We start from the raw sequence: 26,537 nt of genomic DNA on the forward strand, positions 1-26,537 counted from the left end.
CCACAAAAAGACATGAGCGGTTCGCGATTAACCCTCCATCAAGGTTAATAGTCCATTCTCTCCCCATGCCACTGTAATGCGTAAGTGTACCGGAGAGTTTGCGTGCATAAATTGCGTCACCGCCAAGGCGGCCTCGTCAATCGCCTGTCCGCGCCCGTCCTGTTTGGTCTCGGAATTTTTCTCGCCACTCCCACCGTCACGGATTTTGCCGACACTGCGGCCTATCTGTCGTCGCTGGAATCGGTTGATGGCCGCTGGAAGACCCACCTGACCGCTGCGCCGGCGGGGTCCATCCAGACCGCGAACCTCGCCTTCACGGATCCGATCCTCACCAATTCGACTTCAGGCGGTGCGGGCCTCGCACTTCCCGATGGCCGCACGATTGCCTTCACCGGCAAGATCGGCGCCGACGATCCGCGGCCTGATTCCGAACGCGTGACCCGCGGGATGAAGAAGGGCAGGGTGGTGACGATCGAACCGGTCGCTCCGCCCAAGGACTTCTCCGCCGGCTCGGTGCTGGAACGCCAGTCGAACCTGATGAAGCCGGTCGAGGATCTCGACAATGCCATGGCGTTCGTCATGCCGGAGATCCGGGGCAAGGAAATCGAGATCGCCCAGGCCTTCTATCCGCGCCGGGACAAGAAAGCCGATCCGCAGGTTCCGACCATGCTCGCCGGCCTCGTCAACAACGACAATCCCGATATCCTGGCGACGGCCTATGCGCCGCCCGCGCCGGACTATTCCCGCCAGTCGCCCTTCGCCTCGATTCTGCGCGACGAGACCAAGCGCGGCCGTTTCATCCCGCCCGTCGGCAAGGAGGCCTTCGACTGGGCGTCGACCGCCCTTCCGGCCGACACCTTCAAAGCTTCCGAACAGCGCTGCCTTGCGGCCGGCATCTATTTCGAGGCCCGCGGCGAAAGCGTGAAAGGCCAGGCGGCAGTCGCTCAGGTGATCCTCAACCGCGTGCGCAACCCGGCCTATCCCAACACGGTCTGCGGCGTGGTCTACCAGAACAAGGACTGGCGTAACCGTTGCCAGTTCTCCTTCGCCTGCGACGGCATTCGCGAACGCGTCAACTCGCCACGCCATTGGGAAATGGCCGAGGAAATCGCCCTTGCGGTCTCCGCCGGCAAGATCTGGCTCGAGGATGTGGGAATCGCCACGCACTACCATGCCGACTATGTCAGCCCGCCCTGGGCGCGCCACATGAAGCGCCTCGGCAAGGTCGGTCGTCACATCTTCTTCATCACCTATGGCGGCGGCTGGAGCTGATTCCGTCTCCATCGCCCCGATAGCCGCAAAAAGACCTGTTTTTCCCGTTGACCGGTGCGCTTTTCGCCACACCGGTGGCGGGAAAAGCGCGCATTTTCCCCGACTATTGTCGCAGGGCTCTCCAAAATATTGCCATCCTGTTGTTTTTAATGGGTAATTGCTGCAGCCGAGGAGTCTGCTTCCCGCCTTGACTATGGGGGAGGCTAAAACTATGTTGCGCCCGACTTGAAAACGGCCTTTTCGGTCGTCGCAGGCATGCAGAGGGTGGGTCCCATGGTCGACAGCAATGATGCTGACCGTAACGCCAACCCCGGCGCCGGTGGCGGAAATCCGGAAAAGGGCGGGGATAGTCTCGAGGCACGACGCAAACGCCTGGCCACCGAACTCGCCGCCCGCAGCGCTCCCGAAGCGCCGGAAGTCGAAGGTCGGGAGAAACCTCAGGGGTTTGCTTTGGCCGTCAAACTGTCCAGCGAGTTCATCGCTGGTGTGCTTGTCGGCGCGCTACTCGGCTATATCCTCGACCGTTTCGCCGGCACGACGCCGTGGGGCATGATCGTATTCCTGCTCCTTGGCTTCTGCGCCGGGGTTTTGAACGTCCTGCGCTCGACGGGCGCCGTCTCCACTCCGGTTCCCGGATCAAGGAGCGGCTCGACGGACCAGGGCACGCATAATCAATAACCCGGATCTTCCGGGCGGGCATTCAAGGCGCCGCGTAACGCGGGGCGGAAAGAACGAAGAGGCGGCAGGTGGCCACGGATAAAGTCGACCCCATTCACCAGTTCCATCTCAATGACCTGATTCCGGTCAATATCGGTGGTCTGGACCTCTCCTTCACCAATTCCTCGCTGTTCATGGTGATCGTTGCCGTGGTGACCGCGGGCTTCCTCTATCTGACGACAGCCAATCGCGGTCTGGTTCCGACCCGTCTGCAGTCGATTTCGGAAATGTCCTATGAGTTCGTGGCCTCGATGCTGCGTGACGGCGCCGGCTCGCAGGGAATGCGCTTCTTTCCCTTCGTCTTCTCGCTGTTCATGTTCATCCTGGTGGCCAACCTCGTCGGTATGGTGCCCTACTTCTTCACCGTGACCAGCCACATCATCGTCACCTTCGCATTCTCCATGCTGGTGATCGGGCTCGTGGTCGTCTACGGCTTCTGGAAGCACGGCTTTCACTTCCTCAATCTCTTCGTGCCTTCGGGCGTGCCCGGCGCCCTCATGCCGCTGGTCGTCATGATCGAAGTCATCTCTTTCCTGTCGCGCCCGATCAGCCTTTCGGTCCGTCTGTTCGCCAACATGCTGGCCGGACACATCACGCTGAAGGTTTTCGCCGGTTTCGTCTTCTCGCTCGGTTCCATGGGCGCGATCGGCATCGGCGGCGCGATCCTGCCGCTCGCCATGACCGTGGCGCTGACCGGCCTCGAGTTTCTTGTCGCCTTCCTGCAGGCCTACGTCTTCGCAGTCCTGACCTGCATGTACCTCAACGACGCGCTCCATCCGGGGCACTGAGGCGGCGGAAAACCCTTAACCGGCGGATCTCCGCCAAATCGAAGTTGCTCAATTTAGATCCATAAGGAGTTCGACCATGGAAGCAGAAGCAGCAAAGTTCATCGGCGCCGGCATCGCTTGCCTCGGCATGGGTGGCGCAGGCATCGGCCTCGGCACCATCTTCGGCAACTACCTCTCGGGCGCCCTGCGCAACCCGTCGGCAGCTGACGGCCAGTTCGGCCGCCTCATCTTCGGCTTCGCCGTGACGGAAGCTCTCGGCATCTTCTCGCTGCTCGTCGCACTGCTGCTCCTCTTCGCCGTTTAATCGGCAGATACGATTGACCGCTCGCCACGCCGCGCGCCGGCGTGGCCGTTCATTCTGGAGGCGCATATGTTCGTGACCCCGGCATTTGCCCAAGCGCAAGAGACCGAGGAAATGCAGTCGGGTAACGGTGGGGCAGAGATGCACACCGAAACCGGCGTAGCGGATCATGGTGGCGGCCACGAGGCCGGTTTCCCGCCGTTTGACTCGTCAACCTTCCCGTCGCAGCTGCTCTGGCTGGCGATCACCTTTGGCCTGTTCTACATGTTCATGAACAAGGTCGTGGTGCCGCGCATCGGCGGTATCCTGGAACACCGGCGTGACCGGATCGCCCAGGATCTCGATGAGGCCAACCGGCTCAAGGAAGAGGCTGACAACGCCATTGCCGCCTACGAGCAGGATCTCGCCACCGCCCGTAACAAGGCGTCCGAGATCGGCCAGGAAGCCCGCGACAAGGCCAAGGCAGCAGCCGACGCCGAGCGCAGCAAGGTTGAGGCCGAACTTTCCGAGCGCATGGCCGAGGCGGAGAAATCCATCGCCGACATCAAGGCCAAGGCACTCAAGGAAGTCGACGCCATCGCAGTCGATACCGCCACCGATCTGGTCAAGCACCTGCTCGGCGGTTCGGTGACCAAGGCCGAGGTTGACGCCGCCGTTCGCGACGTCGCCGGCAAGTAGGGAGACCGACCGACATGGACGCCACATCCTGGGCATCATTCTGGGCCTTCGCAGGCCTTCTCATCTTCCTCGGCATCCTCGTGTATTTCAAGGTGCCGTCGATGATGGCCAAGAATCTCGACAAGCGTGCAAACGACATTGCCGCTGAACTCGAGCAGGCCAAGAAGCTCCGCGAAGAAGCCCAGCAGCTTCTCGCAGAGTACCAGCGCAAGCGTAACGAGGCCGAAGAAGAGGCCAAGTCGATTGTCGCTGCTGCCGAGAAGGAAGCTGCGGCGCTCCGCGAGGACGCCAGGCAGAAGACCGAAGAATACGTCGCACGCCGGACTTCGCTCGCTGAGCAGAAGATCAGGCAGGCCGAGACCGAGGCCGTCAACGAGGTTCGTGCCTCGGCTGTCGAACTCGCAGTCGCTGCCGCCGAGAAGGTGATGGCCCAAAAGGTCGACGCCAAGAAGGCCGACGATCTCTTCAAGTCCTCGCTGACGGAGCTGAAAGGCCAGCTCAACTGATCCGCGCATGCATTGATCTGAAATTGAAAGGCCCGGTTTCGACCGGGCTTTTTTCGTTGCGGGATGTCCGTCAGTCCTTGCGCAGCGGCCGGAAACTCATGCGGTGCAGCGGGCAGGGGCCATGCTCGGCGATCGCGGCGCGATGGACGACGCTCGCATAGCCCATGTGCCTGGAAAAGCCGTATGCGGGGAAGAGCGAGCAGGCGCGCGTCATGATCCGGTCGCGGGTAACCTTGGCGACGATCGAGGCGGCTGCGATAGACACCGACCGCGCATCGCCCTTGACCAGCGCCTTGCCCGGGCAAGGCAGGCCCGGCGGCACGTCGCGGCCGTCGATCAGCGCGTAGCTGGCTGTTTGCGGCAGCGAGAAGAGTGCCCGGCGCATGGAGGCGAGGCTGGCGCGCAGAATGTTCGTGCGGTCGATTTCCGCCGCACTGGCCGATGCGATTGCGACCGTGGCATTGGCGAGGATGAGGGCATACAGCTCTTCCCGTCTTGCGGCCGTCAGGGCCTTCGAATCGTTCAGGCCGTCGGGAATGTTGTCGGGATCGAGAATGACCGCGGCGGCCACGACAGGGCCCGCAAGAGGGCCTCGCCCGGCCTCGTCGAGGCCTGCGATGAGGGGGAAGCCCTCGTCGATCGCGCGGCGTTCGAACGCGAAATCCGGCCCGGTCTGCAGCGCCGCCAGGTCGTCGGCTGAAAATAGGGAATCGGGCTGGGTGTTTCGCCTCATGCGGTAAGACATGCACCACAGCCCGATTCCCTGCAAGTCCCGCGCGGCGGGGACGGCGGCCGCGCGGGTGTCCGGATCGCGATAGGGTCGGCAAAACCCTGGGGGGGACGGATGGGCGATCCGGAAGAGGAGGGGCCGAAGCCGGCCCGGTTGTCAGAGAAGCGACAATTGCACGCCCTCGCCACGCGGAGGGACGAAGAGATCCGTTCGCATCGACGCCTTTCGCCTTTTCAGATCCAGCCTCTCGACCGCCATCTCGAAACGCCGCGAGATCTGCCAGGCATAGGGGCCGGCCCCACGCATGCGCTTGCCGAATTCCGCGTCGTAATACTTGCCGCCGCGCATCGACCGGATAAGCGACATCACATGCCGGTAGCGATCCGGATAGTGCCGGAGCAACCAGTCCCGGAAGAGGGGACTGACCTCATGGGGAAGCCGCAGCAGGATATAGCCGGCCGAGGTCGCCCCGGCAGCCTTGGCCGAATCCAGAATGCGTTCGAGCTCGTGATCGTTGAGACCCGGAATCATCGGAGCTGCCATCACCGAGACCGGAATGCCCGCATCCGAAAGCTCCCTGGCTGCCTGCAGCCTCTTGGGCGGCGTGGCCGCCCGCGGCTCCATGGCCCGTGCGAGCTTGCGGTCGAGCGTGGTGATCGAGAGCGCCACCCGCGCGAGCCCCTTGTCGGCCATGCGCGACAGGATATCGATGTCGCGCGTCACCATGGCCGACTTGGTGACGATGCCGACAGGATGGTTGGCCGCTTCCAGCACTTCGAGGATCTGGCGCATCACCCGCCATTCCTTTTCGATCGGCTGATAGGGATCGGTATTGGTGCCGATGGCTATCGGCTGCACCTTGTAGCCGGGTTTGGAGAGTTCACGTTCGAGAAGCCGCGCCGCGTCCGGCTTGGCAAACAGCCTGGCTTCGAAATCGACGCCCGCCGAAAGTCCCATATAGCCATGGCTCGGTCGCGCGAAGCAGTAGATGCAGCCATGTTCGCAGCCCCTGTACGGATTGATGGAGCGGTCGAAGCTGATGTCGGGCGAATCGTTGCGGGTGATGATCGTCCGCGGCTTCTCGACCTGCACTTCGGTCTTGAACGGCGGCAGATCGTCGATGGTGTTCCAGCCGTCATCGAAGACCTCCCGGGTCTTCATCTCGAAACGGCCGGAGAAATTCAGTCCCGCGCCGCGCCCTCGACGCCGTTCGGCGTCCGGTCTCAGGCCGACCGCGACCATGCGGCTTTCGGCTTCCGCGGCAGTCAGCCCAGGCTCGAAAACGGTCTCCGCAAGATTAACAATCGTCGTCATGTCCATTCTCCGTCAGGCCCGTCCCCGGTTTCAGGAATCGCATGCGTTGCATGACTATTTTCCTATCAGTCGCAACGGAACATAGCAAGAACAAAAGAGAGGGATTTAGACATAGGTGGCATGAACGGCGGTGCTGGCGCGGCGTCAGACAATTCGCTAAAACAGCGATCATGATCAGCGTCGTCATCGTATGCCGGAACCAGGAACCCGAATTGTCGGTCACTCTTTCGTCCCTCGTTCAAGGGGCGGTCGAGGGGCTGGTGGCAGAGGTCGTTGTCGTTGATCGCGGCTCGACGGACGGCACGGCCGTTCTCGCCGATGCAGCCGGCTGCAGATATGTCGTGGAGGCCGATCTGCGCGAGGTCGTCCGCGAGGTCCGCGGCGAGTGGATCCTGTTCATCGAGGCCGGGGCACGTCCGCTTCTGGGCTGGGTGGAGCATTTGCACCAGCATGTGATGAGTGGCGGCAAGCCGGCGCGTTTCTCGCCGTCGCGCGAATACCGTCTGCCCTTTCTGTCACGGATCATGAAGCGCCCCTCGGCGCTCACTCACGGCGTGCTGATGCCCAAGCGGCAGGCGATCGCCAATTGCCGGTCGGGCAGTTCGGTGGAAGCCGTCGTGCGCGGTGTCGCCACGCACAAGCTCAACTGCGAAATCGTGCCGGCCTCCGTTCTCTCGCTGGCCTGAACGGCCCCGTCAGCGGGTTTCGGTCGCTGCCACGAACCAGCGCGGCCATTCCCGGCCGATCTGTCTTGCGGCCTGCCTCGCCGTCTCCATGCTCTCATAGATGCCGAAACAGGTGGCTCCCGAACCCGACATGGCGTGAACCAGCGCTCCCGAGGAGCGGATGGCCGCAAGGCATGTGCCGATCTGAGGCGAGAGCGACAGGGCGGGCTCCGCAAGATCGTTGCGCGCGGTCTTCATCCATCCTGCCATGCCGGCAATGCCGCGGGTTGCGGGAAGCGGAGGCAGCGGCGGATTGTCGGGCGAGACGAGAGCCTTGAACACCGAAGGGGTGGACACGGCGACCCCCGGATTGGCCAGCACCATCGGAAGGCAGGCCATGTCTTCGACCGGCTCGATGTCCTCGCCGATGCCGCGTGCCATGAGGGGGGCGCTTTCAAGGCACATCGGCACGTCCGCGCCGAGCGAAAGCGCCAGAACGCGCAGATCCTGTTCGCTGACAGCGGCGTTCCAGAACCGGATCAGAAGCCGCAGTGTGGCCGCCGCATCTGCCGAACCGCCGCCGATGCCCGAGGCGACCGGCAGGTTCTTCTCGAGCCGCAGGGCAACGGGCGGCGCGCTCTTTCCTGATTGCCGGAGGTGCGAGCGCAGCCGGTCGCGCGCGCGCGTCACGAGATTGTCGGAGAGATCGCCGTCCTTGAGTGCGTCCGCATGCGGGCCGTCGATGACGAGCGAATCCTCGCTCGACTCGGCGACCTCAATACGGTCCCCGTGCCGGGCGAAGACGACGAGGGTTTCCAGCAGGTGATAGCCGTCGGCACGTTTGCCCGTTACCGCGAGGGCGAGATTAATCTTGGCCGGAGCGGCCTCCCCGGTCATCTCCGCCGGGGACGCTTCCGTTTCGGCCATCGCGCGGTCAGCTCCGGTCGTCTGCGGTCTTGGCGTCGCCGCCTTTTTCGCTCTGATTGTCGGCAGCCGGCAGTTCGCCGGATTTCTCCGGAAGACCATCGGCGATCTTCTTCTCGATCTCGGCCTTGAGGTCGGCTTCCGGATCGTTGATCAGCGAACGGTTCCACTGGAAACCGGCTTCCGTCTTCCGGCCGACGCGCCAATAGGCATCGCCCAGGTGATCGTTGATCGTCGGGTCGGCAGGCTTGAGTTCCACCGCGCGCTCGAGTTCGCGGACCGCGTCCTCGTACTGGCCGAGGCGGTAATAGGCCCAGCCGAGCGAATCGACGATGTAGCCGTCATTGGGGCGCAGATCGACGGCGGCGCGGATCATGTCCATGCCCTCATCGAGGTTCATGTTCATGTCGATCCATGAATAGCCGAGATAGTTCATCACCTGCGGCTGGTTGGGCTGGAGTTCGAGCGCACGCTTGAGCGCCTTTTCCGCCTTGGGCCATTCCTTCAGCCGCTCATAGGCGATGCCGAGCTGGAAATGGAGGTTCCAGTCATTGCTGGACTGCGCCGGACCGATGGCTGCGAGGGCAGCCTCGTAATTTTCGGCCATTTCCTTGTAGGCCTTGTCCTCGGAAAGGACGCTGCCATAGGCGAGATAGCTGCGGATATCTTTCGGGTCTTCTTCGATCAGCGCCTTGAGATGCTCGCGGGCCTCTTCGTGATCGCCCATGTCGGAAAGGGCCAGCCCGAGCTGCAGCTCCGAAATCCGCCGCATGGGCGAGCCTTCGGGGATCTCCTTGTAGAGTTCGATCGCCTCGGCCTGCTGGTTCAGCTTTTCCTTGAGATTGCCGAGCGTGACGAGCGCGAAGGCATTCGTCGGATCGAGCGCGCGGGCGAACTGCAGATAGAGCATCACAGTCTCTTCGGCGCCGTCGCGGTTGACCGCGGCGCCAAGCGAATAAAGCGCGGTTGCCGCACCGTCGCGCGCATTCTCGATTTCCACCGGCAGCGGACCGCCGCCTTCGATCCGCTGGCGCATGGCGGCCAGCGGCGCATAGTTCGGCACCACGTCCTCGCCGGTTGCAAGCGTATCGAGTGCAGCACGTACATTGCCTTGCCGGGCTTCGAGCGCCGCAAGCGCCATCACCGTGCGCACGAACGTGTCGGGCGCGGCGCCCGCGATCGACTTGTCGACGATCGCATCCTGGAAAATCTGGCGCGCGGTGGAAAAGTCGCCGTCGAGTTCGGCGATCGCGCCGGCATTGAACATCGTGAAGACCGGATACCAGGGCGGACCGTCGAGCGCCTGAAGCGTCTTGACCGCTTCCTCGCCCTTGCCGGCACCGGCATCCGCCCACGCCTTGATCAGGGTATTGAGAAGCCGGTCGATCGGATTGGTGCTCTCGACATCGGGGATGTCGGAAGCCGTCTCGTACTCGCCGTCCCGCATCAGGTCGATGACCTGCGCCAGATCGCGGACCTGGTTGATAGCCGGGTCGCCTTCGAGTTCCCTGACGATGGCGACGCCCTCATCGAAGTCGCCGGCCATGAAGAGATCGACCATCAGCCTTTCGCGGATGCGGTCATTGGTGGGGTCGAAATCGAGCGCGCGACGGTAGAACTCGATCGCCGACCTGGTGTCGTAATCGGCATCCGCCGTCTGGGCCGCGAGGAAGGCGGCGGAGAAACTGTTGATCTCGACAGGCCTGTCGGCAGCCGCCTCCTTCGTATCGGCGACTTCGGTCGCCGAAGCCTCGGAGACCAGCCCCGAGGGCGGCACGAAGGGCAGTGCGAAAGCGAAAAGTGCGGTTCCCGCCACCAGCTGACGGATCCATTTCTGCTGCATAAAGCAATCTCTCTTCGTTTTGGGTCGCGCGCCCCTGGCCAAGATCGGGCTGCCGCGGAGTCGAGTCAGTTGATCTTCCTGACAGCGCACCATGGCTTTTTTGTTGCACGCCTTCAAGTTTGCGGGATCTGCCCGAAAATCCGGATCAGTTTGCCCGGTGAAGGCAGAAGGCGATGACTTCCAGCATCGCATCCTTCTCCGGCGAATCGGGAAGGGGCGCCAGCGCGTCACGGGCAATCGATCCGTAATGTTCGGCCCGCGCGATCGTGTCGGGGAGACAGTCATGCTTGGTGATGAGCGCCATTGCCTTTTCGAGGGCGGCATCGTCGTTCCGCCCTTCCTCGATGGCCTCGCGCCAGAATTCGCGCTCCTGGGCGGTGCCGCGTCGGAAGGCGAGCACAACCGGCAGCGTGATCTTGCCTTCGCGGAAGTCGTCGCCGACATTCTTGCCCAGATCCTTGGCCGATCCGCCATAGTCGAGCACGTCGTCGATCAGCTGGAAGGCGAGGCCCAGATTGGTGCCGTAGGATTTCAGCGCATTGCGCTCGGCCTTGCCCTTGCCGGCAACGATCGGACCCACTTCGCAGGCCGCCGAGAAGAGGGCGGCGGTCTTGGCACGGATCACGGCGAGGTAATCGTCCTCGGTCGTTTCCATGTTCTTGGCGATGGACAGCTGCAGGACCTCGCCCTCGGCGATAACCGAAGCGGCGGTGGACAGGACGTCGAGCGCATCCATCGAGCCGACCTCGACCATCATCTTGAAGGCCTGGCCCAGAAGGAAATCGCCCACCAGCACGCTTGCCTGGTTGCCCCAGATCATCCGGGCGGTCGACTTGCCGCGTCGCATGTCGCTTTCATCGACGACGTCGTCGTGCAGCAGCGTGGCGGTGTGCATGAACTCGACACTGGTCGCGAGCCGGATATGGCCTTCACCCTCGTAGCCGCACATGGTGGCCGAAGCCAGGGTGAGCATGGGCCTGAGCCGCTTGCCGCCGGACGAGATCAGGTGGTTGGCGACCTCGGGAATCATCTGGACGTCCGAGCCGGCGCGCGACAGGATGAGTTGGTTGACCCGTTCCATATCTCCCTTCGTCAGTTCGACGAGGGGCTTGACGGATGCCTGCCGGTCGGTTCCTTCTTTTAGTGATATGACGACGCCCAAACCGGGAACTCCTTGTGTTATTCTGGGCGTTACAATAGGTCCCGGACCTGCCTCCGGCAAGCGGTGAAATGGCGCGGGAGGCCTGTTCGAACGCGGAAATTCACATGCACGAACTCATTCGCACCAATGATCCGGTCCTCATTTCCTTCGTGGAAAGCCTGATGCGCGACGCGGGCATCGGCTGCATGGTGGCCGATACGAACATGAGCATCCTCGACGGCTCCATCGGCATGCTGCCGCGGCGGATCATGATTGATGGCGACGAGACGGAGAATGCCCGCAAGATCATCGCGGATGCGGGGCTGGCTCACGAACTTCGCCCCTGGGACGGCGCGCAGTGAGCTCGCAGGTCGAACGATCGCCTGACGCGTCTGAAACGGTCGTCTCCTCGCCCGCCGGCGAGGAGATGCCCTTCACGATCGATGCCTTCCATTACGGCAAGTATCATCTCGTCCAGCCGAAGGGCGGTCACCGCGCCGGCATGGATGCGATGCTGCTCGCGGCGACCATCCCGGACGACGCGCGCGGCTGCGTCGCCGATCTCGGCGCCGGTGCGGGCGCGGCGGGGCTTGCCGTTGCGGCCCGCGTTCCGGGTGTTGCCGTCACGCTCGTCGAACGCTCGAAGATCATGCTGGATTTTGCCCGTCGTACATTGGCTCTCGAACAGAATGCCTGGGCGAAGGATCGGGTCGACATCATCGCTGCCGACGTGTCCCTGAAGGGGGCTGCGCGGCGGGCGGTAGGGCTCGCCGACGACGCCTATGACTGGGTGATCCTCAATCCGCCGTTCAACGAGCCCGGAGACCGGCTGACGCCCGATCCGCTTCGCGCCGAAGCGCATGCCATGAGCGACGGCGAGATGTTCGACCATTGGCTCAGGACCGCCGGCGCGATCATGCGGCCGGGTGGCCAGGTGTGCATCATCGCGCGTCCGCGTTCGATCCGCCCGATCCTCGATGCGCTCGCCGGCCGTTTCGGCGACACGGAAGTCACGCCGGTTCATTCGCGCGCCGATGGCGAGGCGATCCGCATTCTCGTCACGGCCATCAAGCAGAGCAGGGGCTGGGTGAATTTCCAGCCGGCGCTCATCATTCATGACGGACCGGGCCACAGTTTCGGCGAGCGCATGAACGCGCTCAACAACGGGCGATCCGCCCTTCCGCGGCGGCGTCCCGCACGTCCGGCGCGCTGAACTCGCCACTTTCGCGTCGATCGGCTGCGACGTCGGGGCACGGCGATTTCCCTCCGGATCCCATTGCAACGCGCTAAAACGCACTTACATCTCTGCAACCACCAGATTTTCCACGCGAGAACGACTTTTCGAAGGACCCGTATGCCAAGCTTCAAGCGCTTTCTTCCTGCCCGTTTCCGAACTGACGAGACGATCATCCCGGTGGTGCGTCTGCAGGGATCCATCATGGCAGGCGGCAGCCAGTTCCGGTCCAATCTCAATCTGGCGACCGTTGCCTCGCAGCTGGACAAGGCGTTTTCCGACAAGAAGGCGCCGGTGGTGGCCATCACCATCAATTCACCCGGCGGTTCGGCCGTGCAGGCGCGTCTGATCTACAAGCGCATCTGCGATCTGGCCGTGGAGAAGGACAAGAAGGTTCTTGTCTTCCTCGAGGACGTGGCGGCCTCAGGCGGCTACATGATCGCTTGCGCGGGTGACGAGATCATCGCCGATCCGTCCTCCATCGTCGGTTCCATCGGCGTGATTTCGGCGGGCTTCGGCTTCGTCGGCCTCATCGACAAGCTCGGCATCGAGCGACGTGTCTATACCGCGGGCCAGAACAAGTCCGTGCTCGATCCCTTCCGCCCCGAGAAGGAGGAAGACGTCCAGCATCTCAAGGACCTCCAGCTCGAAGTCCACAAGACCTTCATCGACCTCGTCAAGGAACGCCGCGGCGACAAGCTGGCCGACGAGCCGGAACTGTTTACCGGCAAGTTCTGGAGCGGTGTGAGCGGCCTTGAACTCGGTCTTGTCGACGGTCTGGGCGATGTCCGCTCGACGCTCAGGAAGCGCTATGGCGATAAGGTCAAGCTCAAGCTCGTCACCGCTCCCAGGGGTCTTTTCGGCCGTCGCACGCCGGGTGCGGCGGTGCGCATGGACGGCGAAATGCTTGCAGGTGCGCTGCATCAGGGGTTGAATGCGATCGAGGACCGGGCGCTGTGGAGCCGCTACGGCCTGTGACGCCGAACGGGAGGGGAAGCCGATGCCGCAACTGATACTCATCGCCATAGTCGGCGCCGTCGCCTGGTTCGGCTACAAGCGCTTCCTCGCCGAGGCAGATCGCGTCAATGCCCGCGTCCGCGAGGCCGAGCGCGAACGGAAGACCGGCGCTCAGGGTACGCTCATCGAGGATCCCGAGACGGGTGAATACCGGATCCGCAAGCCGGACGAATAGGTTTATCCGTCCTCTCTTGCCCGTGGCCTTTTGCGGGGATACCGCAAAGCCGTGTCTGCGAGTGCCGCGCACTTGACCCCCTCACGCATTCATGGCACCCGTCGCGCCACTGTTTTCGGGTGTCCCGCCCGGGCATTGTTTACAGATCGAAGGAACAGGCATGTCCGCTGAACTGCCGTCTCACATGGACCCGAAGCGCTCCTTTCAGGCGCTGATCCTGACGCTGCACCGCTACTGGGCGGATTACGGATGCGCTGTTCTCCAGCCCTACGACATGGAAGTCGGCGCCGGCACGTTCCACCCGGCCACGACCCTGCGCGCGCTTGGACCAAAGCCGTGGAACGCGGCCTATGTTCAGCCGTCGCGTCGTCCCAAGGACGGCCGTTATGGCGAAAACCCCAACCGTCTGCAGCACTACTACCAGTATCAGGTGATCCTGAAGCCGAACCCGTCGAACCTGCAGGAGCTCTATCTCGGCTCGCTCGAGGCCATCGGCATCGATCCGCTGCTGCACGACATCCGCTTTGTGGAGGACGACTGGGAAAGTCCCACACTCGGCGCCTGGGGGCTCGGCTGGGAATGCTGGTGCGACGGCATGGAAGTCTCCCAGTTCACCTATTTCCAGCAGGTCTGCGGCATCGAATGCGCGCCCGTGGCAGGCGAACTGACCTACGGGCTCGAGCGTCTCGCGATGTATGTGCAGGGCGTGGACAACGTCTATGACCTGAACTTCAACGGCCGCGAGGGCGACGAGAAGGTCACCTATGGCGACGTCTTCCTGCAGGCCGAGCAGGAATATTCGCGCTACAATTTCGAGATGGCGGATACCGCCATCCTGCACCAGCATTTCATCGACGCGGAGAAGGAATGCGAGGCGATCCTCAAGGCCGGCGCACAACACGAGGCGGGGAGCGCCAAAGGCGCGACGGGGACGCTCCACAGATGCGTGCTCCCGGCTTACGACCAGTGCATCAAGGCCTCGCACGTCTTCAACTTGCTCGATGCCCGCGGCGTGATCTCGGTGACCGAACGCCAGAGTTACATCCTGCGCGTGCGCAATCTGGCCCGCCAGTGCGGCGAAGCCTTCCTGCTCACCGATGCCGGCGGCGTGAACTTCCAGGAAGCGGCGGAATAGCAATCTCGGGGAGCAGTTCGCGATGACGGATGGCAACGGGAGACGGCGCGTATCCGCAGGGCCCGCCCATTCCGTCCGCAATGCGGTGACCGACACCGAACGCGCCTTTTCGCTCGGCCCCGATCGCATCAACTGGTCGGAGAACGGCCAGACGCAATCGATCCGTTATGCCGACATTTCCGCGATTAACCTGATCACCTATGCCGGTGCCGGCGCGACGATCGCGCAGGCCACAATCGAGACCCGCGACGGCGGCGCGATCAAGATCCGCTCGCATCATTACAAGGGTCTGGCACGGTTCGAGAACCGTCGCGCGACCTATGGCGCGTTTATGCGCGAACTCTGCCGCCGCGTGGCCGAAGCCGCACCCGATGCGAAGTTCACGCAGGGCAACACGCTCTTCATGCTGATGTGGGCGGGCGCGGCGCTTCTGATGATCACGCTGGCGATTTTCGTGGTGGTCATCGCCACGAGGACAGGCGATCTGCCGCTGATGGCGATCTTCATTATCCTCGTCGGCGGCCCGATAGCCATCCGCGAAGTTCTCAAGGGCGGGCGCAAGGCGTTCGACCCGCGCGATCCGCCCGCCAAACTGCTCTAGGATATCGCGGCACTCAAGCCACGGAGATCTTTCCCTTCGAGGGGCTGATTATCTTGCTGCCGTTGCGGGAACGGCCATCCGTCAGTCCCTTGTGGAATCTCTGCTTGTCTTCATACATGGCGTGGTCGGCGCGCTTGACCGTTTCTTCCATGGTCTCGCCGTCGCGGCTCGTGGCGACCCCGATCGCGGCCGACAGGGGAGACGTCGAGTAGAACTGGTTGTTGATCGCCATCAGTTCGTAGATGGTGTCGATCATCGCATCCGCCGCCTTTTTCTCGGCGCCCGGCATCAGGACCGCGAACTCGTCGCCGCCGATGCGCGCGGCGCAGAAGGGTGACGTCACCACGCTGTTGAGCACCTCGCCGAAGCGCCTGAGAAGCGCATCCCCGGCATCGTGCCCGAGATTGTCATTGGCTTCCTTGAGCCCGTTGAGATCGACGATCAGGACGGAAACCGGGCGGAGACGCTTGTGTTCGAGACGGTTGAGCTCGTCGGTATAGAAATTGCGGTTGTGCAGCTTCGTCAGAACGTCGTGATTGCCCAGATATTCGAGATAGACCTCGGCCTTCTTGCGCGCGGTGATGTCGGCCAGGGCGATCTGGACCCGGCTCCAGTCGTGTTCGTAGCCGGGAGTAACGGCGAAATGCAGGAGTATGTGCCTGACGGTGTCGTCGAGCGCATAATTGACGACTTCGCGGCTATGGACGAGCCGGCCTTCCCACAGGTCGATGAGCTGTTCGCGGAAAGGCTTCTCCATATCGTCGCGGAATATTTCGACCTGCCGTCGCAGGAGCGTGTGAAAATCCGGAGCGCTGAAAAGGTCGAGCGTTGCCTGGTTGACGTCGAGTACACGGATCTCCGACATGCACTGGTGAACGAATTCCGGGTGCACCTCGAGAAAGACGCGGAAATTGTCGATGCCGCGGTCGCGAACGTCATCGAGCAGGACCTTGATCTGGCTGAAATCCTCCACCCAGAGCGAAATCGGCGAGTGCTTGAAAAGGCCCTCCGCGTGGAGACGTGAGCGTGCTTCCTGCCGGCGCGCCTCTTCGCGATCGGTGACATCCTCGGTCGTCATCAGGACGCAGGAGAGATCCTTCTCGTGGCCCGGCATGACGGTCGCTTTGAGCTGGATGTCCATGCGCCGGCCGGAAAGCGAGTAGTTCACCGTGTCTGAGGAAAAGCTGGTCTTGCCGTTCCACAGCGCCTCGAGGTCGTCGATGTGGCTTTCCAGCATGTCGCCACGGAAGACCATGGAAAGGTTCTGCACCAGATGGTCGAAGTCTTCGGCCTCGAAGAGTTCAAGGGTCTTGTCGTTGACGCCGACCACCTTGATACGTCTCGAGCAGGCGGCCACGCGCGCCATGTCGGCCTTCAGATGGGCGCGGATATCGGTCACACCCTCCGAGCGCCAGCCGTCGAACAACGCCTTGACGCCGCTGAAATCCTCAATCCACATCGCTACCGGGGCGAGCTTGAAAACGTTGGAATCGATGTGGGGCATTAGCAAAAAAATCCCGTGATTATCAACAGTCTCACCGGTCGCGAGAGCGCGGCAATTGGTGTGTCATCGCCTCGATACTGAGGGGTGAATGGTAAAGCTTTTATTTACGATCTTTCTTCCGTACCCCGTCATTTCGGCATTTTCGACGTGGCCGGCAGCGTTCCGGTTTCATTATGTGCCCGCGCTGTCGCTTTCCTCCGGGCCTCAAGCGCTCTAGGTTAGATCAGCGGCTGACAATCATTCCGGAGTTTTCCATGGGCACGATCGCCATCCTCGTCGTCCTCGCGGCAATCGCGCTTTATGGCGTCTATCTCTACAACAACCTCGTCAGGCTGCGGCAGATGACGGCGGAGGGCTGGTCGGGCATCGACGTTCAGCTCAAGCGACGCGCCGATCTGATTCCGAACCTGCTGGAAAGCGTGAAGGGCTACATGACCCACGAGCGCGAAGTGCTGGAGGAAGTGACCCGCGCCCGCAGTCAGGCGGTCGGCGTCCAGAACGGCACGCCTGCACAACGCGCTGCGGCCGAGAATGCGCTATCGGGCGCGCTGGGGCGCCTGATGGCGGTGGCCGAGAGCTATCCCGATCTCAAGGCCAGCCAGAATTTCGTGGAATTTCAGCGCGCGCTCGAGGAAACGGAAAACGAGATCGCGCTCTCGCGCCGCTACTACAATGGAGCGGCCAGAAACCTCAATATCGCGGTGGAATCCTTTCCTTCGGTGCTGATCGCCAGTCAGTTCAATTTTTCCAAGGTCGAATATTTCGAGATCGAGGAAGCGACCGATCGTGCCGTGCCGAAAGTATCCTTCGAGAAATAACCGGTGACATTTGGGCCGGAACCTATCGGCCCGGCAGGCATTTCCCATCCGATCGGACGCCCATGGCGTCAGCGTGAAGGAAGGAACTCGCATGAACGGCAAGAACGGTCTCTACATGATCATCGGCGCACTCGTAGTCGCGGTGGTTGTTCTCGGAGGTTATGTCTATCACGAGCAGACCGAGCCGAAAGGCGTCGAACTCTCGATCGGTCAGGATGGCATCGCCGTCCAGGAAAAATAGACCGATCGCATATATTAGCATTCATAATTCAGCGAGGCCCGGTTTCGAAACGAAGCCGGGCTTCATTTGTCTGGACGAGTTGAACTGGCAAGGCCTTGCTGTAGATTCGCACGTGTCGCAGGGATGGAGTTCGAAAATGCGATTTCTCGCCGGATGCCTGATGGCAGTCCTGTTCCTCGTCGGTTCAATCTTGCCGGTAACGGCTCAGGATGCCGGCGGCCATACCGGCGAACTCATTCGCAATTACCATGCCGATATCCTGGTTCAGCAAAGCGGAACGCTCGATGTCACCGAGACGATCACCGTCATGGCGGAGGGCGACAGGATCCGCCGCGGCATCTTTCGCGATATTCCGCTGAAGACCTTCACCTACGGTGGCCTGTGGGAGAAGAACGGTTTCAAGCTTCTCGCCGTCGAGCGCGACGGACAGCCCGAAACCTACAGGACCGAATGGAACGGACGATTCCTGCGCATCTATCTGGGCAGGGAATCCGTTCTTCTTCGTCCGGGTGTTCACACCTACACGATCCGCTACGAGACAACCCGCCAGCTGCGCTATTTCGACGATTACGATGAGGTCTACTGGAACGTCACCGGCAATTTCTGGGCCTTTCCGATCCTTCGAGCCAGCGCAACTGTTTATCTCCCCGATGGCGCGGTCGCCAGGCAGGCCAAGGCCTATACCGGCGCCTACGGCACTGAAGGGGCGGACTACACCGGAGGAGCGACCGGGGGGGCAGAGGTGCGCTTCGAGGCGACCCGCCCGCTCGACGTGGAAGAAGGCCTGACAGTTGCCGTCGGCTTTACCAAGGGCGTCGTGGCACTCCAGGAACAGACTGCGGGTTCGATTTTCTCGGCCAATATCGGTTACGTCATCCTGTTTGTCGCGGGCATCCTCCTGCCGCTGTACTACCTGTTTGCCTGGTTCCGCGTCGGGCGCGATCCGCCCGGGCCGCCTGTCATTCCGCTGTTCCATCCGCCAGAGGACATGGAGCCGGCTGCGGTCTCCTATGCACATTTCAACGGCTTCAAGAGTTCCGGCACGAAGGATTTCTCCTTCATTGCGGCGCTGCTTTCGCTGGGCGTGAAGAAGCGGCTTGTTATCGATGACCCGGACTATGGCTCCGTCAGGTTTCGCCGAGGAAAGGCGACGGTGCAGGGCGGTCTGCCGCATGGGGAGCGCGCGCTCTATGACAAATTGCTCGGCTCACGGGAAAGCATCGAGCTGAACAAGGCCAACGGCAAGACGCTCTTGTCCGCCAGAAGCGCCTTTCAGAGCGCGATCAGATCGCGGCACTCGGGAAAGTTCTATCGGCTCAACATGGGCTGGTTCATCCTCGGACTTGTTGTTTTTATCCCCTTGCTGATCCTCGGCCTGGCAACACAATCGCCGCCCGACGCCGCATCGACCTATCTCGTTCCGGCTCTCATCACCGCGATCTTCGGCAGCATTGCGTTCTATATCGGACTGGGGATGTGGACCGACGGGATCGGCGGCAATTTCCGCCATTCCGTGGCGGGGCTGCTGATGGCAATCGGCTGTCTGGTCCTTGCCGCCGGTTTGTCGGTCATGATCTTTGCCGATGGTATTTTCTGGTACCGCGTCCTGGGCGTGCTCTTGATGTTCAACGTCGCCTTCGCGGCCCTGATGGTCAGGCTGCTGGGCGCGCCGACGAAAAAGGGCGTCGACGTTCTCAACGGGATTGAAGGCTTCAAGCTCTATCTCACCACCGCGGAGACCAACCGGCTCAACATGCGCGATGCACCTGAACTCAGCGAGGAACTGTTCGAGCGCTATCTGCCCTATGCGGCGGGTCTTGGCGTCGAGGAACCCTGGACGGATGCCTGGGCTGCGCAAATGCGCCGCATGTCGCCTGCGCAGGCCTCCGCCTATCGGCCCGGCTGGTATCGCGGTCGTTCCAGTTGGTCGACGGAAGGTCTCGGTCGCGCCACGGCAGCATCGGTCGCGGCAGTTTCCTCGGCCATGGCCTCGGCGATGCCCGCGCCGAAATCATCCTCGGGTTCGTCCGGCGGGGGCGGAGGGTTTTCCGGTGGCGGCGGCGGCGGCGGCGGCGGTGGAGGCTGGTAGCCGGCCGGGGGCGTGCATTTCCACCACATCACCGGTGACAAGCGGCCCCGTGCTTGCTAAGTCCGGCCCGACTTCAATCTCAATCCGCGTGGACCTTTATGCCTGACCTTTTGCTGGAACTCCGCTCCGAGGAAATCCCCGCTCGTATGCAACGGAAAGCCGCGGGCGATCTGCGCAAGCTTGTCACCGATGCGCTGGTCGATGCGGGTCTGACCTACGAGGCCGCGCGTGAATACTGGACGCCGCGCCGCCTTGCGCTTGACCTTCGCGGGCTGACGGCGCGTTCCGCCGATATCCGCGAGGAGCGCAAGGGGCCGCGCGTCGATGCGCCGGAAAAGGCAATCGAAGGCTTTCTGCGTTCGGCGGGACTGTCGTCCGTCTCCGAGGCCCAGATCCAGTCCGATCCGAAAAAGGGCGAATTCTACGTCGCCATCATCGAGAAGCCCGGCCGCGATGCCGCCGGTATCATCGCCGACATCATGCCCGGCATCATCCGTGATTTTCCGTGGCCGAAGTCCATGCGTTGGGGCAAGGCGTCGGCCAAGCCCGGTGCTTTGCGATGGGTGCGTCCGCTGCAGTCGATCCTCTGCACCTTCGGTCCCGAGACCGAGGAGCCGGACGTCATCGCCTTCGAGGTCGACGGGATCGTGGCCTCGAATCTCACCTGGGGGCACCGCTTCCATGCACCCGACGCCATCGTCGTGCGACGCTTCGACGACTATATCGACAAGCTGATGGCCGCCAAGGTCGTGCTCGATCCCGAGCGGCGCAAGGAGATCATCTTGGCCGATGCCAGGAACCTGGCCTTCGCCGCAGGTCTCGAACTGGTCGAGGACGAGGGGCTTCTCGATGAAGTTTCCGGCCTCGTCGAATGGCCGGTTACCCTGATGGGCGAGTTCGAGCGCGAGTTTCTGGAAATCCCCGACGATGTCATCCGCCTGACGATCAAGACCAATCAGAAGTGCTTCGTCACCCGTCGCGCCGCGGCCGGTGAAGGCGAGGGCGCGCTCGCCAACCGTTTCATCCTCGTCTCCAATATCGAGGCGAAGGACGGCGGCCGCGAGATCGCCTTCGGCAACGGCAAGGTGGTGCGCGCGCGTCTTTCCGATGCGCTCTATTTCTGGAACACCGACCAGTCCGACCTTCCGGATCTTGCCGAACTTGCAGCGAGCGCGGAAAAATTCGGCCTCGACCTGAAGAAGCCGCTCGACCAGCGCATGGCGCGCCTCGACCGGCTCGACGTGACCTTCCACGCCAAGCTCGGCAGCCAGGGCGAGCGGGTTGCCCGCATTGCGAAACTGGCCAAGGAACTCGCCCCGGTCGTCAACGCCGATCCGGCGCTTGCGGTGCGCGCCGCCCATTTGTCCAAGGCGGACCTCCAGACCGAAGTCGTGCAGGAATTCCCCGAAGTGCAGGGTACCATGGGCCGCATCTATGCCGGCCTCCAGGGCGAGGACGCCTCGGTGGCGGCGGCCGTCGAGGAGCATTACAAGCCGCAGGGACCCTCCGACGCGGTGCCGAACGATCCGGTCTCGATCGCCGTCGCGCTCGCCGACAAGCTCGATACGCTGGTAGGATTCTGGTCGATCGACGAAAAGCCGACAGGCTCGAAGGACCCTTACGCCCTCCGTCGCGCGGCACTCGGCGTGATCCGCATCGTGGTGGAGAACGGCGTGAAGCTGCCATTGTCCGATCTGGGCGTGACTGAGGATCTCCTGTCCTTCTTCCATGATCGCCTGAAGGTCTATCTGCGTGACCAGGGCGCCCGTCACGACCTGATCGACGCAGTCATTACTCCCATGAGCGACGATCTTCTCTCGATCACCTCGCGCGTGGCAGCCCTCGGCATCTTCCTCGATTCGGAGGACGGCGCGAACCTGCTCGCTGGCGCCAAGCGGGCTGCCAACATCCTTGCCGCCGAGGAGAAGAAGGGTACCGCAATCGCCCAGGGCGTCGATCCCGCGCTCTTCACGCAGGACGAGGAACGGGCGCTCAACGATGCGGTGGAAACCGCAACGACCGAAGCGCAGAACGCCATCGACACCGAGGACTACCCGGCGGCCATGACCGCGCTTGCGAAACTCCGCGGGCCTGTCGATGCCTTCTTCGAGGCCGTTCTCGTCAATGCCGAGGATGAAAGCGTTCGCGCCAACCGTCTGGCGCTCGTCGCCCGCATCCGCGCGGCAACCGCGACGGTTGCGGATTTCTCCAGGATTTCCGGCTGATCGGTCACTGTTTCCACAAATGAAAAGGCCGGCATTGCGCCGGCCTTTTTTGATCTCTGGTTTCCGGTTACTCGACCCGCAGCGCGAAGTCGGACATATCCAGCTCCTCCGGAACGCCGGAGGTTGAAGCCACGGAGTCGGGCTCGCTGACGAGTTCGGACGGCGTGCCGGAAATTTCGGCAACGACCGGCGGCTCCGGAATGACGAGCGGTGCGGATGTCGCGCTGACAACCGTCAGCTCTCCGCCCGGGATCGTCTGCGAAGCGGTCGTGATGGCGGGCTCTTCCGGTTGGGTCACAGGGGCTTCGGCGACTTCCGTTTTGGCGCCTGCCTGCGGGTCGAGCTGCGCTATATCGCGCTCCGACGCCTTGCGAACGATCGTCACGGGATTGCCGCCCAGCCAGTTCTCGGTGGTCACGAGATGCGGTTCACCGTCGATGACCTCGATCTTCTTGACCTCGGTGCCCGGCGGAAGCATGTCGTCTTCGGCCTTTTTCTTCTGCTCTTGCTTGAAGCAGGTCGGACAGCCTATTTCGGTCACGCTCCGCGACGTCGGAGAATCTGAAGACGTCAGATACTCGATCGAGCCGGCATTTGCGTGAGTGACGCCAAGGGCCAGAAGCCCGGTCAACAATACTGCGCGCATGGTCACATCCTTCCCTCCGGTTTCCCGGTTTTCAAGGAAGGTTGTACCCGCTTTGAGTTACGGGGAGGTTTGGGAAACTGGTTAAGACCGGGTTAAGCTCCGGCCTTGTTTTTTAGTCGTTCAGGACTGTTCGCGGGCAATCTCGCGCCAGCCGATGTCGCGGCGGCAGAAACCATCGGCCCATTCGACACGATCGACAGCGAGGTAGGCATTCGCCTGTGCCTCGGTCACCGAGCTGCCGAGAGCCGTGACATTGAGGACGCGCCCGCCATTGGCGACGAGCTGATCGTCCTTCATCGCGGTGCCTGCGTGAAAGATGACCGCGCCGCCAGACTGGGCATGGTCCAGATTGTTGATCGCTCCGCCTTTGCGGGCTGCGGCGGGGTAGCCGCGTGCCGCCAGCACCACGGTGAGCGCGGTATCCTCGCTCCATGTCGCGGACTTTCCGGCCAGTTCACCCTTCGCGGCTGCTTCCAGAAGTTCGATCAGGTCGCTTTCGAGCCGCGGCATCAGCACCTGGCATTCCGGATCGCCGAAACGCACATTGTACTCGATCAGCTTGGGGCCGGTCTCCGTCAGCATCAGCCCGGCATAGAGCACACCCTTGAACGGGCAGCCCATCTCCGCCATGCCGCGCATGGTCGGCGCGATGATTTCGTCGAACGCGCGTTGCGAGAGTTCCTCAGTCATCACCGGAGCCGGGGAATAGGCGCCCATCCCGCCGGTGTTCGGACCGGTATCGCCTTCGCCGACGCGCTTGTGGTCTTGCGCGCTCGCAAGCGGCAATGCCGTGGTGCCGTCGCAGAGATAGAAGAAGCTTGCCTCCTCACCGGTGAGGAATTCCTCGACAACCACTTCCGCGCCGGCATCGCCGAAGGCGCCCTCGAAACATTCGTCGATGGCGGCCAGAGCCTCGGGCAGCGTCATGGCGACAGTGACGCCCTTGCCGGCGGCCAGACCGTCGGCCTTGATGACGATCGGCGCACCGACCTCGCGAATATAGGCCTTGGCCTTGGGGGCGTTGTTGAAACGCTGATAGGCAGCCGTCGGAATATCGTAGCGGGCGCAGAGATCCTTGGTGAAACCCTTGGAGCCTTCCAGGCGTGCCGCACCGGCCGAGGGGCCGAAGACCGCGAAGCCGGCCTCGGCGAGATCGTCCGCAAGCCCCGCCACGAGCGGCGCTTCGGGGCCGACGACCACGAGCCCGATCGATTTCTCCGAGCAGAACGACTTCACCGCCTCATGGTCCGTGACGTCGAGCGTCACAAGTTCGGCGGAGGCCGCGATGCCGGGATTTCCAGGCGCTGCATAGAGCGTGCCGAGGCGAGGGGAGGCGGCGAGCTTCCAGGCCAGCGCATGTTCGCGTCCGCCCGATCCGATCAGCAGCACATTCACCTTGTCCGACATCGATCAATCCCTGTTTCCGGCCCGTCTCGCGAAGGGCGTTGTCCATGTGCTGCGGGGAGTAGGACCTTGGAGCGCAAGCGTCAAGCACGGGAGGCGGACAGGGGCGATTTCACCCTGTGCAATCCTGCACAGATGCGGCTGGCGGCATTGGGTAGGTTCTCCTCATCGAAAACAAACACCCATTGGAGACCACAATGAAAAACGCAATCGCAACAACACTTCTCGTAGCCGCTGCCTTGGCCGGCTCCATCTCGCTCGCAGCTGCACAGCAGGCCGGCGGCCCCGGCGGTAACGGTGGTGGCAACGGCGGTCGTGGCGGACATGGCGGTGGCGCCAGCACCAGCTCGGCCCTCGACGCCCGCTCGGCGGCTCGTCCCTGCGTAACCCATAACTGCACTCCCGAGCGGAAGCAGGTGATAACCAAGGTCGAGGGCGAGTGCTCCTGTACCTACACCCAGTACACCGACGCCAGCGGCGATTACTACAAGAAGGTCTGCATCCGCATCGACGGCGTGAGCGCCCGCCAGTTGCGCTGCGCCTTCTGATACCCGACGCGTCGGCGGCTACGAGTTCGGGTCGAAGGTTATGCCCCACACTTTCGGTCCGCGCGGCCAGGCTCCATGCCGGAGCCTGGCCTTTCCTCGTGCTCTCCTGCTTGACCCGCTCCCGCCCGCCTGCCAATGAGGCGCGATGAACGGCACTTCAAAACACGACGCTCTCGCAACCGGCCGCGTCCACGACGCGCCTTCCGACAATTTCGTCTACCGTCTTCTGCCGCGCGCGCTCTGGCCGCATGCGCAACTCGCGCGCTGGGACCGGCCCATCGGCTGGCAGCTGCTCATGTGGCCCTGCTGGTGGTCGGCGATGCTCGCGGCCAATGTGGCGGCAGGTGAGGGGACCATTTCGCCCGGACGGGTCTTCGTTCACCTCATTCTGTTTGCCATCGGTGCGGTTGCCATGCGGGGCGCCGGCTGTACGTGGAACGATCTGGTCGATCACAAGATCGACGCCCAGGTCGCCCGCACGCGCTCGCGCCCTCTTCCGGCCGGACGCATCAGCCGCAAGGCGGCCTATGCCTTCATCGCCGCACAGGCTTTCGTCGGCCTGCTGGTCCTTCTCCAGTTCAATCTCTTTTCCATCCTGCTCGGAATCTCGTCGCTGGCCGTTGTCGCCGCCTATCCCTTCGCCAAGCGGGTGACCAACTGGCCGCAATTCGTGCTCGGCCTCGCCTTTTCGTGGGGCGCGCTGATGGGCTGGGCGGCGGAATTCGGATCGCTCGCCCTGGCTCCGGTCCTGCTCTACGCAGCCGCGATCACCTGGACGATAGGCTACGACACGATCTACGCCCATCAGGACAAGGAGGACGATGCGCTCGTCGGGGTCAAATCGACTGCGCGTCTGTTCGGCGAGAATACCTGGCGATGGATGGTGGTGTTTTACGGTGGCTTCGTGTTGCTCACCGCGATCGCCTTCGCGCTTTCCGGCGTCTCCTTGCCCGCCTGGGTCGGGCTTGCGGCGGTCGCTGGCATGCTGGGGTGGCAGATCGCACGGCTGGATATCGACAATCCCGATTCCTGCCTCGCCCTGTTCAAGACCAACAGCCGGGTGGGTCTGGTGCTCTTCTTCGGCCTTCTTGTCGCCTGCCTCTGGACCGTGGCCAACTAGCTCGCGCCAGCTGAAGTCCCGCAAGCAGAACGGCCCGGATCTCCGTCAGGCGATCCGGGCCGTTCTTTTGTCGTCTGGCTGGAAGTCTCAGCGGCGCGCGATGATCTCGCGGCCTTCGAGCTTCATGCTGACGCCCATCGTGCCGGTCTTGCGACGAACCAGGAAGCGCGGACGGCGGCTCTGGATGTTGCCGCGACGTCGCGGGGCCGGGGTCCTGTCTTGGGCATCGAGCGGACGAGCAATGCCGTCGGCTTCCACCATCAGCATCGGGATATCGTAGAGTTCGGACCACATCCGCCAGTCGGCGGCGATGTCCGAGAGATCGTGCGCCACCAGAAGCGGCACCGACAGGCTCGGATCGGTGTGGTGAAGTTCGAGCGTTACCGTCACGGTGCCGTCGCCATGGTCGATGGCGCGGGCGGCCACGCCGGCAAAGGCCCGGGCGGGCAGAGCGATAGAGAGCGGCAGGCGGCTCTTGGCCAGGTTCTTCTTCATCACCGCACCGCGCTGGTCCAGGGTGACATTCACCTCCGTCGCATCGTCGCGCCCCGCATAGGAAACCCTTTGTGGAAAATGCGCCGGATCCAGTCGCAGCTCGTACCCGGCCCAATCGGGCTTGATGTTCGCATTCTTCATTTATGATCGCCTTCCATTACCCTTGAGAGCCGGTGTTCCGGTCATCTTTCGGTCGGGACGTTTTCCGTCCTCTGATGGCATGGAGACTACGCGGGTTCCTTTCCCTCCGGCTTAAGGTTCACGGTTAAGAAAATCTCGCTTTTCGAGATGGTTAGCGAAACGCAACCGGGTGCAAGGTTTCGTTCATAAGTTGCGATGAGGGGCGCCTGCTCGGGCATTGGCCGTCTCTGCCAAAGCGAGAAAATGCCAGCCTCGTACAAGTTTG

At 62.8% G+C, this 26,537-nt stretch carries 28 protein-coding genes; 19 read left to right on the forward strand and 9 right to left on the reverse strand.

Annotation, left to right across the window (positions count from 1 at the left end):
- The first annotated feature begins 102 nt into the window (after positions 1–102).
- The 6 genes from E2A64_RS05860 to E2A64_RS05885 all read left to right on the forward strand — a co-directional run bounded on the left by E2A64_RS05860 (position 103) and on the right by E2A64_RS05885 (position 4,262).
- On the forward strand, positions 103–1,272 hold the full coding sequence (locus tag E2A64_RS05860) for a cell wall hydrolase (RefSeq protein WP_174235745.1): 1,170 nt from the start codon (positions 103–105) through the stop codon (positions 1,270–1,272).
- Between the two features lie 273 nt (positions 1,273–1,545).
- Positions 1,546–1,950: an AtpZ/AtpI family protein gene (locus tag E2A64_RS05865; protein ID WP_133283459.1), complete on the forward strand. Its 405-nt coding sequence runs from the start codon at positions 1,546–1,548 to the stop codon at positions 1,948–1,950.
- 68 nt (positions 1,951–2,018) lie between these two features.
- Entirely contained in the window at positions 2,019–2,777 is a 759-nt protein-coding gene (locus tag E2A64_RS05870; RefSeq protein ID WP_133283460.1) for a F0F1 ATP synthase subunit A, read from the forward strand.
- Between the two features lie 76 nt (positions 2,778–2,853).
- A complete protein-coding gene (locus E2A64_RS05875; protein ID WP_133283461.1) occupies positions 2,854–3,081 on the forward strand; it encodes a F0F1 ATP synthase subunit C in 228 nt (75 codons plus the stop codon).
- 66 nt (positions 3,082–3,147) lie between these two features.
- Entirely contained in the window at positions 3,148–3,756 is a 609-nt protein-coding gene (locus E2A64_RS05880; RefSeq protein ID WP_133283462.1) for a F0F1 ATP synthase subunit B, read from the forward strand.
- Between the two features lie 14 nt (positions 3,757–3,770).
- Positions 3,771–4,262: a F0F1 ATP synthase subunit B gene (locus E2A64_RS05885; protein WP_133283463.1), complete on the forward strand. Its 492-nt coding sequence runs from the start codon at positions 3,771–3,773 to the stop codon at positions 4,260–4,262.
- Positions 4,263–4,332: 70 nt separating this feature from the next.
- Here E2A64_RS05885 and rnhB read toward each other — a convergent pair whose 3' ends face one another.
- On the reverse strand, positions 4,333–4,995 hold the full coding sequence (rnhB, locus tag E2A64_RS05890; RefSeq protein ID WP_133284280.1) for a ribonuclease HII: 663 nt from the start codon (positions 4,993–4,995) through the stop codon (positions 4,333–4,335).
- Positions 4,996–5,148: 153 nt separating this feature from the next.
- The gene (locus E2A64_RS05895; protein WP_133283464.1) at positions 5,149–6,306 is read right to left on the reverse strand and encodes a PA0069 family radical SAM protein; all 1,158 of its coding nucleotides are present in this window, start codon (positions 6,304–6,306) and stop codon (positions 5,149–5,151) included.
- Positions 6,307–6,476: 170 nt separating this feature from the next.
- Here E2A64_RS05895 and E2A64_RS05900 point away from each other — a divergent pair, with 170 nt between their 5' ends.
- Positions 6,477–6,992: a glycosyltransferase gene (locus E2A64_RS05900; RefSeq protein ID WP_133283465.1), complete on the forward strand. Its 516-nt coding sequence runs from the start codon at positions 6,477–6,479 to the stop codon at positions 6,990–6,992.
- 9 nt (positions 6,993–7,001) lie between these two features.
- Here E2A64_RS05900 and E2A64_RS05905 read toward each other — a convergent pair whose 3' ends face one another.
- The 3 genes from E2A64_RS05905 to E2A64_RS05915 form a co-directional block, all read right to left on the reverse strand.
- Positions 7,002–7,898 carry a 4-(cytidine 5'-diphospho)-2-C-methyl-D-erythritol kinase gene (locus tag E2A64_RS05905; RefSeq protein ID WP_133283466.1) on the reverse strand — a complete coding sequence of 299 codons (897 nt, stop codon included), beginning with the start codon at positions 7,896–7,898 and terminating at the stop codon, positions 7,002–7,004.
- A 7-nt stretch (positions 7,899–7,905) separates the two neighbouring features.
- A complete protein-coding gene (locus E2A64_RS05910; RefSeq protein WP_133283467.1) occupies positions 7,906–9,738 on the reverse strand; it encodes a tetratricopeptide repeat protein in 1,833 nt (610 codons plus the stop codon).
- A gap of 145 nt (positions 9,739–9,883) precedes the next feature.
- Entirely contained in the window at positions 9,884–10,900 is a 1,017-nt protein-coding gene (locus E2A64_RS05915; RefSeq protein ID WP_133283468.1) for a polyprenyl synthetase family protein, read from the reverse strand.
- A gap of 104 nt (positions 10,901–11,004) precedes the next feature.
- Here E2A64_RS05915 and E2A64_RS05920 point away from each other — a divergent pair, with 104 nt between their 5' ends.
- The 6 genes from E2A64_RS05920 to E2A64_RS05945 all read left to right on the forward strand — a co-directional run bounded on the left by E2A64_RS05920 (position 11,005) and on the right by E2A64_RS05945 (position 15,041).
- The gene (locus E2A64_RS05920; RefSeq protein WP_133283469.1) at positions 11,005–11,241 is read left to right on the forward strand and encodes a putative signal transducing protein; all 237 of its coding nucleotides are present in this window, start codon (positions 11,005–11,007) and stop codon (positions 11,239–11,241) included.
- A 65-nt stretch (positions 11,242–11,306) separates the two neighbouring features.
- Entirely contained in the window at positions 11,307–12,092 is a 786-nt protein-coding gene (locus E2A64_RS05925) for a tRNA1(Val) (adenine(37)-N6)-methyltransferase (protein WP_133284281.1), read from the forward strand.
- A gap of 141 nt (positions 12,093–12,233) precedes the next feature.
- A complete protein-coding gene (locus tag E2A64_RS05930) occupies positions 12,234–13,091 on the forward strand; it encodes a S49 family peptidase (RefSeq protein WP_133283470.1) in 858 nt (285 codons plus the stop codon).
- Between the two features lie 22 nt (positions 13,092–13,113).
- Positions 13,114–13,305: a hypothetical protein gene (locus E2A64_RS05935; protein ID WP_133283471.1), complete on the forward strand. Its 192-nt coding sequence runs from the start codon at positions 13,114–13,116 to the stop codon at positions 13,303–13,305.
- Between the two features lie 160 nt (positions 13,306–13,465).
- Positions 13,466–14,440: a glycine--tRNA ligase subunit alpha gene (locus tag E2A64_RS05940; RefSeq protein WP_133283472.1), complete on the forward strand. Its 975-nt coding sequence runs from the start codon at positions 13,466–13,468 to the stop codon at positions 14,438–14,440.
- Between the two features lie 22 nt (positions 14,441–14,462).
- The gene (locus E2A64_RS05945; protein WP_133283473.1) at positions 14,463–15,041 is read left to right on the forward strand and encodes a hypothetical protein; all 579 of its coding nucleotides are present in this window, start codon (positions 14,463–14,465) and stop codon (positions 15,039–15,041) included.
- Positions 15,042–15,054: 13 nt separating this feature from the next.
- On the opposite strand, the gene E2A64_RS05950 is transcribed toward E2A64_RS05945, so the two are convergent.
- Positions 15,055–16,545, reverse strand: coding sequence for a sensor domain-containing diguanylate cyclase (locus E2A64_RS05950; protein WP_133283474.1), 1,491 nt, complete (start codon positions 16,543–16,545; stop codon positions 15,055–15,057).
- A gap of 254 nt (positions 16,546–16,799) precedes the next feature.
- On the opposite strand from E2A64_RS05950, the gene E2A64_RS05955 reads away from it, so the two are divergent.
- From E2A64_RS05955 to glyS, 4 genes are all read left to right on the forward strand, one after another.
- A complete protein-coding gene (locus tag E2A64_RS05955; protein WP_133283475.1) occupies positions 16,800–17,363 on the forward strand; it encodes a LemA family protein in 564 nt (187 codons plus the stop codon).
- Positions 17,364–17,454: 91 nt separating this feature from the next.
- Positions 17,455–17,604, forward strand: a complete 150-nt coding sequence (locus tag E2A64_RS17900; RefSeq protein WP_174235746.1) for a hypothetical protein — start codon at positions 17,455–17,457, stop codon at positions 17,602–17,604.
- A gap of 160 nt (positions 17,605–17,764) precedes the next feature.
- Entirely contained in the window at positions 17,765–19,693 is a 1,929-nt protein-coding gene (locus E2A64_RS05960) for a DUF2207 domain-containing protein (protein ID WP_158285696.1), read from the forward strand.
- A gap of 98 nt (positions 19,694–19,791) precedes the next feature.
- Positions 19,792–21,918 carry a glycine--tRNA ligase subunit beta gene (gene glyS / locus E2A64_RS05965; protein ID WP_133283477.1) on the forward strand — a complete coding sequence of 709 codons (2,127 nt, stop codon included), beginning with the start codon at positions 19,792–19,794 and terminating at the stop codon, positions 21,916–21,918.
- A 67-nt stretch (positions 21,919–21,985) separates the two neighbouring features.
- On the opposite strand, the gene E2A64_RS05970 is transcribed toward glyS, so the two are convergent.
- Both E2A64_RS05970 and purD read right to left on the reverse strand, forming a co-directional pair.
- On the reverse strand, positions 21,986–22,564 hold the full coding sequence (locus E2A64_RS05970; protein ID WP_133283478.1) for a plant virulence effector HPE1-like domain-containing protein: 579 nt from the start codon (positions 22,562–22,564) through the stop codon (positions 21,986–21,988).
- Between the two features lie 120 nt (positions 22,565–22,684).
- Entirely contained in the window at positions 22,685–23,959 is a 1,275-nt protein-coding gene (gene purD / locus E2A64_RS05975; RefSeq protein WP_133284282.1) for a phosphoribosylamine--glycine ligase, read from the reverse strand.
- Between the two features lie 206 nt (positions 23,960–24,165).
- Between purD and E2A64_RS05980 the strand changes: the two genes are divergently transcribed.
- Positions 24,166–24,516 (forward strand): hypothetical protein, encoded by a 351-nt coding sequence (locus tag E2A64_RS05980; protein WP_133283479.1) that lies wholly within the window; start codon positions 24,166–24,168, stop codon positions 24,514–24,516.
- 145 nt (positions 24,517–24,661) lie between these two features.
- A complete protein-coding gene (ubiA, locus tag E2A64_RS05985; protein WP_133283480.1) occupies positions 24,662–25,636 on the forward strand; it encodes a 4-hydroxybenzoate octaprenyltransferase in 975 nt (324 codons plus the stop codon).
- Positions 25,637–25,723: 87 nt separating this feature from the next.
- Here the strand turns inward: ubiA and E2A64_RS05990 are convergent, their stop codons facing one another.
- The gene (locus E2A64_RS05990; protein ID WP_133283481.1) at positions 25,724–26,272 is read right to left on the reverse strand and encodes a DUF6101 family protein; all 549 of its coding nucleotides are present in this window, start codon (positions 26,270–26,272) and stop codon (positions 25,724–25,726) included.
- Between the last annotated feature and the right edge of the window lie 265 nt (positions 26,273–26,537).

The organism is Pseudohoeflea suaedae (assembly GCF_004354915.1).
GTDB lineage: Bacteria > Pseudomonadota > Alphaproteobacteria > Rhizobiales > Rhizobiaceae > Pseudohoeflea > Pseudohoeflea suaedae.

Bases quoted from the DNA above. Each gene is read 5' to 3' on its own strand.
- rnhB (WP_133284280.1), bottom strand. From the start codon at position 4,995: ATGAGGCGAAACACCCAGCCCGATTCCCTATTTTCAGCCGACGACCTG.
- E2A64_RS05980 (WP_133283479.1), top strand. From the start codon at position 24,166: ATGAAAAACGCAATCGCAACAACACTTCTCGTAGCCGCTGCCTTGGCC.
- E2A64_RS05955 (WP_133283475.1), top strand. From the start codon at position 16,800: ATGGGCACGATCGCCATCCTCGTCGTCCTCGCGGCAATCGCGCTTTAT.
- E2A64_RS05930 (WP_133283470.1), top strand. From the start codon at position 12,234: ATGCCAAGCTTCAAGCGCTTTCTTCCTGCCCGTTTCCGAACTGACGAG.
- ubiA (WP_133283480.1), top strand. From the start codon at position 24,662: ATGAACGGCACTTCAAAACACGACGCTCTCGCAACCGGCCGCGTCCAC.
- E2A64_RS05895 (WP_133283464.1), bottom strand. From the start codon at position 6,306: ATGACGACGATTGTTAATCTTGCGGAGACCGTTTTCGAGCCTGGGCTG.
- E2A64_RS17900 (WP_174235746.1), top strand. From the start codon at position 17,455: ATGAACGGCAAGAACGGTCTCTACATGATCATCGGCGCACTCGTAGTC.
- E2A64_RS05960 (WP_158285696.1), top strand. From the start codon at position 17,765: ATGGCAGTCCTGTTCCTCGTCGGTTCAATCTTGCCGGTAACGGCTCAG.
- E2A64_RS05900 (WP_133283465.1), top strand. From the start codon at position 6,477: ATGATCAGCGTCGTCATCGTATGCCGGAACCAGGAACCCGAATTGTCG.
- E2A64_RS05935 (WP_133283471.1), top strand. From the start codon at position 13,114: ATGCCGCAACTGATACTCATCGCCATAGTCGGCGCCGTCGCCTGGTTC.
- E2A64_RS05875 (WP_133283461.1), top strand. From the start codon at position 2,854: ATGGAAGCAGAAGCAGCAAAGTTCATCGGCGCCGGCATCGCTTGCCTC.
- E2A64_RS05905 (WP_133283466.1), bottom strand. From the start codon at position 7,898: ATGGCCGAAACGGAAGCGTCCCCGGCGGAGATGACCGGGGAGGCCGCT.
- E2A64_RS05950 (WP_133283474.1), bottom strand. From the start codon at position 16,545: ATGCCCCACATCGATTCCAACGTTTTCAAGCTCGCCCCGGTAGCGATG.
- E2A64_RS05885 (WP_133283463.1), top strand. From the start codon at position 3,771: ATGGACGCCACATCCTGGGCATCATTCTGGGCCTTCGCAGGCCTTCTC.
- E2A64_RS05940 (WP_133283472.1), top strand. From the start codon at position 13,466: ATGTCCGCTGAACTGCCGTCTCACATGGACCCGAAGCGCTCCTTTCAG.
- E2A64_RS05990 (WP_133283481.1), bottom strand. From the start codon at position 26,272: ATGAAGAATGCGAACATCAAGCCCGATTGGGCCGGGTACGAGCTGCGA.
- E2A64_RS05925 (WP_133284281.1), top strand. From the start codon at position 11,307: ATGCCCTTCACGATCGATGCCTTCCATTACGGCAAGTATCATCTCGTC.
- E2A64_RS05865 (WP_133283459.1), top strand. From the start codon at position 1,546: ATGGTCGACAGCAATGATGCTGACCGTAACGCCAACCCCGGCGCCGGT.
- E2A64_RS05945 (WP_133283473.1), top strand. From the start codon at position 14,463: ATGACGGATGGCAACGGGAGACGGCGCGTATCCGCAGGGCCCGCCCAT.
- glyS (WP_133283477.1), top strand. From the start codon at position 19,792: ATGCCTGACCTTTTGCTGGAACTCCGCTCCGAGGAAATCCCCGCTCGT.
- E2A64_RS05910 (WP_133283467.1), bottom strand. From the start codon at position 9,738: ATGCAGCAGAAATGGATCCGTCAGCTGGTGGCGGGAACCGCACTTTTC.
- E2A64_RS05920 (WP_133283469.1), top strand. From the start codon at position 11,005: ATGCACGAACTCATTCGCACCAATGATCCGGTCCTCATTTCCTTCGTG.
- E2A64_RS05880 (WP_133283462.1), top strand. From the start codon at position 3,148: ATGTTCGTGACCCCGGCATTTGCCCAAGCGCAAGAGACCGAGGAAATG.
- E2A64_RS05970 (WP_133283478.1), bottom strand. From the start codon at position 22,564: ATGCGCGCAGTATTGTTGACCGGGCTTCTGGCCCTTGGCGTCACTCAC.